Annotated in this window: 1 pseudogene; it reads left to right on the plus strand. The window is 67.9% G+C overall.

From position 1 onward, the window contains the following. Nucleotides 1-240: pseudogene (locus KVT39_RS37285) on the plus strand (MmgE/PrpD family protein); the annotation flags it as partial.

A 240-nucleotide genomic window follows, 5' to 3' on the forward strand; every position in this document is an offset into this window, starting at 1 on the left:
AAAACCTGGGGCTTCTACGACGTGCTGTCCGACGGGCAGCCGTCCCGCTTCCAGCGCCCGTACGGCACGTACGTGATGGAAAACGTGCTGTTCAAGATCGCGTTCCCCGCCGAATCCCACGCGCAGACGGCCGCCGAGGCCGCGCTGCAGCTGCACGCGCAGCGCGCCGCGGCGGGGAAATCGACCGACGACATCAGCCGGATCACGATCCGCACGCATGCGGCCGCGATCCGCATCATC

This window comes from Burkholderia sp. GbtcB21, from assembly GCF_019091065.1.
GTDB classification, from domain to species: domain Bacteria; phylum Pseudomonadota; class Gammaproteobacteria; order Burkholderiales; family Burkholderiaceae; genus Burkholderia; species Burkholderia pyrrocinia_C.